A 6,426-nucleotide genomic window follows, 5' to 3' on the forward strand; every position below is an offset into this window, starting at 1 on the left:
AAATTGGTTTTTAAAAGGAGTTAATTATTGATGTGAGAGGACAAAATGCTTGTACATTATGGGCATTTTATCCTCTCCTCTTTTCTGATAAGAGTTATAATAAATTCTTAAGTACTATTTCATTTGAAGTTTAGGTAATCAAAGTATTTTTGCGAATTCATATTTTTTATTTTTGTAACAGGTTTTATTTGAAAAAAGAAATTTTGAGGAGAGTCTGGAAACATATGGTAGGTTGGAAGACTTAAATCTCTGAAACCGGTATACAGCCTAATTGGGGGAGAATATGAAGGCGTAAATATAAAAACCAAATCTCATTTTTACCATCATTTTTAATTCTGCTTTACGACTTTCAAAAGTATCTAAAGCAATGTCTGTTAAATAATAGAGATTACGCATTGCCTCACGCTTTTGTTTCTCACGTTTTTAATGGATTTACGTTCTTCATGTAAAACAGAACGCCTTAAACGGAATATATTTGTGTTGCTAATTCATGTGCTTTTTTTTAAAGAAACCGGCACCCAAGCCCATGTCACGGCGGCGCTTATGAGTGGTATAACAATAAAGCCCCCAAATATGGTATAAAATTTGTTGAACACTCCCATCTTTACGCTTATGGAGTAACAAGCCATAGCATTACACAATTTGCCAACTCCCAATGTTGTGTAGTCCTTAGCACTTGAGACGGTTCATAGAGGCATTTTTAGTCTTTTTTATCCACACAGCTCTCCTCACTTGTAACATGCAATCAAATGGTTTTGATGGATTCAACATGAAAAAGATTTGGAATGAGAGAATCTTAAGGTATTCAGGGTTTTTATTCAATATGAATAACGCTAAACTATCATTATAAATCAATATATTATATGATTAATCTATACAGATAACCACGATTGTACTGAACAATGCAAAGAGCAACTCCTAGAAAAGTGTGCTAGAAACAAGTGAGCAAGAGCGCTTTTTACTAAGTCAAAATGTTGCAATAGCTTTTGCATTTAAACAGATTCGTGAGAATCCACTTTTTTCAAGAGTTTTATCCATATACAAACTTCATTTATGATGTGGAAGCGAATAAATTTGCTTCATGTATAATGAACAAGTTTGGAATGAGAGAATATTCTGATATTCGAGGGGCTCATTTTGTGTGAGGAAATATAAATTATATATATAAATCAATATGTTTATGTGAGGCTCGTATAGTTTATTATTTTCAGACGATACTTCGTGCCTTTAATTTATTACTCAATAAGTGATTTCTATGTTGGTAGAGCAGGGCAATTTGCTTTTATTTTAAAATCAAAAGGGCTCCAAAGCTTTATTTGTAAGGATTTTCACTTTTTATCTATAAACATATTATTTTTCTCTAGAAATTTGCAATGAAGGCACTAGGTAAAATCCATTATGTATATTTGATGAGGTTAATTTATGAACATAAAATATTTTATTACAGCTTTTGCTACTTTTGCTTCAATCTCTATCGCTCAGGGTGCGAGTTTTTTAGCGTCTCAAAACCTTATACAGAGAGCATCTTCGGCTGTTCCTCCAATAGGTCTTTTTTCTGGTGAACAGCTTCGCAAGGTCTTATCTGAAGTTTTTCAAATAGAACTTTCTTGCACAAATAACAGTGAATGCATAACAGCAGCTAAGTTAGTACCTGTGTCACATTCTGGTAAAAAAAGAGGATATAATCCTAAAAAAGGACTAGAGAAAAGAGGACGGCCAAACCTATTTACACGAAGTCCAATGAGCTTTTAAAAAGTGAGAAAACAACATTGAGAGGTGTAACGTATGCTCAAAAAATGAAGAAAAGAGATATTATCACTTGAAAACAGGGGGGAACTATTTGTTTAAAGGGTGTTATGATTGTGCACGATGAGAATGAAGAGGACTGTTTGGAAAGGATATGAGCAGGAAGATTTCAGTGAAAGAATAATACTGTATAATGGCAATCAGTCATTACAAAATTCATGGGTTTAGATGAATATAACCTAGAGATTTGGGGTTATTTTGTTATGCCGTAAATATCATCATTTTAAGTGTAGATTATATAAGGCATGTAAAACGTCTTGATAAGTGTTTTTAGAGTATGGGGTGGGATTAGTGAAGGACTTGTCTATAGAACCTTTGGTTAATGATACATGAATGGGAAGCTAAATGAAATCCACTCGACAAAAATCTGGACTATTTGCAGACAGGGTCTGATAGAGCGCTTTGTCCAAATCGAGGAGAAAACCAAGTATTTATTTTAATGTTAAACTTTTGATCTTAGTGTGTTTCAAAGAATAAAACGCCATTGCGTTGCATACTTACGTGCGCTTGTTTTAAAGAAACATTTTTCAATGCTCCCAAGCCCATTTCGCGACGCTATCTATGAAGGGTATAATGGTAAACCCATTGAGTACTACCATCTTTATACTTATGAAGGGGGCAAGACGGCATTCATCACACACTTTGCTAGCTCTCAATGCTGTGACAGCCTCTGGTATGTGAGACGATTCATAAGAGGCATTTTTAGTCCTTATCTTGTACAGTTTTTATCCACACGGCTTTTCCTGCTTGTAACATGCAATCAAATGGTTTTGAGTGATTGCAACATGCTACCAGTTTGGAATGAGAGAATCTTACGATATTCGGGTTTCTTATTCAATATGCGAAATGATGAATTATGTTTATAATCAATCTATTGTTCGACTACAGAATTTATAAAATATTTTTTATTTGTCTATGATGCAATATCAGATATTTTTTCTGCCAAATTGTTTGCTCAATTAATGACTTTCAAAGCAAAGTTTGGTGTGAACACTTTAAGAAAGATCTCTCATCTTTTTTGCTTTAGGGAGAGTTTTAATATAGATGTCAGCATTTATCATACCAGTTGCCTGTCTTGAGGCATTTTTTACAGTTTCGTTTATAAAAGAGTATGAAATAGATAGCCTACAAATAAGATGAAACTCTGAAAAAGACTTTCTATGAGGTTGAGATAAGCAAAAAATGGTAAATATTTAAAAACAATAAATGCCTAAAGTAAAAAAAGAGCAGGCAAGTTGCATGTGATCTTGTTTCAATTCCTGGATTATTGGAAGTCTTGTTTATGTGCGATACAAGTTTATTTGTAATATAAGCATCCTTTTTATGAAAAAAACAAATACATAGACTTCACATTTTGTCATGCTAAGGATGAAGGTAAAAACATTATTTGTATAAATTTAAATAGAACGATTGCATTTGACTGTTCTTGATATTGAAAACATTCATAAGTGACATTTTTAGTTTTTTAACGGTTTCACATACTTGCTCGTTTGTAATGTATAGAGGGATGATTTTTGTTGCTTGAATATACAATGGTTTAAGATGAGAGCATTTGAATTTAATATAAAAGGATAATTTTTCATTAGACAAGAGCACATGCTTTCCACGGCGAGAACGCAGATATTTTTGAAAAATTTATAAAGAAGAGCAAATGTGACAAGAGAAAATCATTTGTGCATTGGCATAGTTCAATTCTTATTTATTAAGAGATCAAGCAATTCAGGATGCTTTCATTGGCTTTTTGTTTTTTTTATGAGTGTATCATTTTTGCTACAGATATCTGAAGTTTGGGCTCTATATGAAATGATGTGTTCAAATAAATATTCAGCTATGGAGAGAAAATATGAATATGAAATGGTTAATAACAGCTTCTGCTTTCGCTTTTGTTTCAGTTTCAGCGGCGCAAGCAGCAGATGTTATTGTTCCCCCAAGTCCAACACCTGTTGCTCCCGTTATTGTTGCTCCAACTTTTTCTTGGACAGGTTTCTACCTTGGTGGGCAACTTGGTGGTTTTTCGGGTAAAACGAAAATGGATATTCTCAGTAACGGAAAAAAGATTCCAGCGCCTGATGACCTTTTGCCTAAACTATCTGGTTTCATGGGTGGTCTTTACGCAGGTTCCAACGTTGATCTCGGCAATGGCCTTATTCTAGGTGTTGATACAGATATCATGTGGTCTAATAAAGATGACACGAAGACAGGAAACACATATGTTATTCTTCCAAATCACATAAATTATATTAAGAAGATATTAACAGAATCTGGAATTAGTATTGGTAAAGATGCGCTTGAAGCTGGTGCTAAACGGACCCACAGTTTCACTTTTAAAGAAAAGTGGGCTGGTGCGACACGTGTACGTATTGGTTTTGCAGCTGAACGCATTATGCCTTATGTTGCTGGTGGTATTGCTTATACACAGCTTCAAGATACTGCATCGATTTCAATAACAGGCAAAGATTCAGATAAAGTAATAGCTTCTGGTACCTTGTCTGATGAAACAAAGACCCTTGTTGGTTACACTCTGGGTGCTGGTGTTGATTTAGCAATGACCAATAACGTTATTGTCCGTGCGGAATATCGTTACTCTGATTTTGGTAAAAAGAAATTCTCAAATGATAAATATGAGACATCTTACAAAACCAATGATTTCCGTGTTGGTGTTGCTTACAAATTTTAACAGATGATAAGTTAAATAACAGAGGCGCTGTCTTTGACAGCGCCTCTGTTATTCTCTGTTGCTATATTATCACACAATACATAATTTATTGTGGATGTGGAAAGATGTTATTCAGATTTTCTTAAAAAAATTCATAAACAATAAACAATAATTACATTTTAAAATCAATAAGTTATTTATATATATCTTTAGGTTTTTCGTGCAAAACGAAGCTATAAAGTGATTTTGTCTTGGATGTGCCCTCCATTTTCTGTGACTGTATCATTTTTACTACAGCTTTTCTTTCTGTAATCTTGTAGCACTGTGCTCATAAATAAATTAGGAGCAAAGTTTATGAATATAAAATCTTTAGTAACAACTTCTGTTATCGCTATAGCAGCAGCTTCTGCAGCACAAGCTGCTGATGTTATCATCCCTCGTGAAACAGCCCCAGCAGTCATCGCAGCCCCTTCATTTTCTTGGACAGGCTTTTATATCGGTGGTCAAGTTGGTAACTTTTCAGGTAAAGTTGATGTAGTTGATTCAGAAACAAAAAAGAAAATTACAGATAAAGACTGGACACCTAAGCCTTCCGGTTTCATGGGTGGTATTTATGTAGGTTCCAACGTAGATCTTGGTAATGGTCTCATTCTAGGTGTTGAAACCGATGCAGTCTGGGCAGATCGCGAAGATTCAAAAGCGCATTCAGCAGTTATTGGAGCAACTGGCCTTGACGATTTCAAAGATGAGCTTACAGCTGCTGAAGCTACACCTGCTACAGGAAAAACTATTGCTGGTATCGCGGCGACTGACAAACGCGTGACTAGCACCTCTATAAAAGAAAAGTGGTCTGGTGCTACACGCGTTCGCATTGGTTTTGCAGCAGTTGACCGCATTTTGCCTTATTTCGCTGGTGGTATTGCTTATACGCAGCTGCAAGTGGTTAATTCTCTTAAGGCGGAAGAAGCTGGTGGTGCCGAAATTGCTTCTGCTAAATTGTTTGATCAATCAAAAACAATGGTTGGTTTCACTGTAGGTGGTGGTGTTGACTTTGCAATGACAGACAATGTTCTGTTGCGTGCAGAATACCGTTACTCAGATTTTGGTAAAAAAGCATTTGTAAAGGATGGGGATAAATTCGCTTACAAAACCAATGATTTCCGTGTTGGTGTTGCATACAAATTCTAATTTCGTAAAAAACGAAATAAACTTCCAAGAGGCTCTGTCAAAGACAGAGCCTCTATTATTTTCTGTTGTTATATTATTACTCACTCCATATTTATTGGAGATATAAAAATATTTTCATAAATGACAGACAAGAATTACATTCAAAATCGATAAATTAACTTACGAATTCTCGTACGGAGTGAAGTTAATAGCGTTGTAAAGTCATGCAGCGATTTTGTTTTGAGTGCATCCTCCATTTTCTGTGACTGTATCATTTTTACTACAGCTTTTCTTTCTGTAATCTTGTAGCACTGTGCTCATAAATAAATTAGGAGCAAAGTTTATGAATATAAAATCTTTAGTAACAACTTCTGTTATCGCTATAGCAGCAGCTTCTGCAGCACAAGCTGCTGATGTTATCATCCCTCATGAAACAGCCCCAGCAGTCATCGCAGCCCCTTCATTTTCTTGGACAGGCTTTTATATCGGTGGTCAGATTGGTGGTTTTTCAAGTAAAATTGACTTAAAAGATAAAGATACTTCAGTTTTTAAAGACTTATCACCTAAGCTTTCAGGTTTGATTGGCGGTTTTTATGCAGGATCTAACTTTGATCTTGGAAATGGCATTATACTAGGTGTTGAAACAGATATGATCTGGTCTGGCAAAAAGGATGTGCGAGTAGCTTCTGAAACTGTAACTCCTCCAGCTAGTGGAACTGAAACTCCTCCAGCTAGTGGAACTGAAACTCCTCCAGCTAGTGGAACTGAAACTCCTCCAGCTAGTGGAACTGAAACTC

The 6,426-nt window shown here is 35.2% G+C and carries 3 protein-coding genes and 2 pseudogenes; 4 read left to right on the forward strand and 1 reads right to left on the reverse strand.

Annotated features, from left to right (window positions below):
• Positions 1–244: 244 nt before the first annotated feature.
• Positions 245–690, reverse strand: a pseudogene (locus tag ACFIKB_RS01765) (integrase); the annotation flags it as partial.
• 732 nt (positions 691–1,422) lie between these two features.
• On the opposite strand from ACFIKB_RS01765, the gene ACFIKB_RS01770 reads away from it, so the two are divergent.
• From ACFIKB_RS01770 to ACFIKB_RS01785, 4 genes and pseudogenes are all read left to right on the forward strand, one after another.
• Complete coding sequence (locus ACFIKB_RS01770) at positions 1,423–1,752, forward strand: hypothetical protein (protein ID WP_375644622.1); 330 nt, start codon at positions 1,423–1,425, stop codon at positions 1,750–1,752.
• Positions 1,753–3,649: 1,897 nt separating this feature from the next.
• Positions 3,650–4,483 (forward strand): outer membrane protein, encoded by an 834-nt coding sequence (locus ACFIKB_RS01775; protein ID WP_375652650.1) that lies wholly within the window; start codon positions 3,650–3,652, stop codon positions 4,481–4,483.
• A 333-nt stretch (positions 4,484–4,816) separates the two neighbouring features.
• The gene (locus tag ACFIKB_RS01780) at positions 4,817–5,650 is read left to right on the forward strand and encodes a porin (protein WP_375652651.1); all 834 of its coding nucleotides are present in this window, start codon (positions 4,817–4,819) and stop codon (positions 5,648–5,650) included.
• A 322-nt stretch (positions 5,651–5,972) separates the two neighbouring features.
• Positions 5,973–6,426: pseudogene (locus tag ACFIKB_RS01785) on the forward strand (hemin-binding protein E); the annotation flags it as partial.

It is taken from the genome of Bartonella sp. MR110HLJHH, from assembly GCF_042194225.1.
GTDB classification, from domain to species: Bacteria; Pseudomonadota; Alphaproteobacteria; order Rhizobiales; family Rhizobiaceae; genus Bartonella; species Bartonella grahamii.

Excerpts from the sequence above, each read along its gene's own strand:
- ACFIKB_RS01775 (WP_375652650.1), top strand. The coding sequence starts at position 3,650 with ATGAATATGAAATGGTTAATAACAGCTTCTGCTTTCGCTTTTGTTTCA.
- ACFIKB_RS01770 (WP_375644622.1), top strand. The coding sequence starts at position 1,423 with ATGAACATAAAATATTTTATTACAGCTTTTGCTACTTTTGCTTCAATC.
- ACFIKB_RS01780 (WP_375652651.1), top strand. The coding sequence starts at position 4,817 with ATGAATATAAAATCTTTAGTAACAACTTCTGTTATCGCTATAGCAGCA.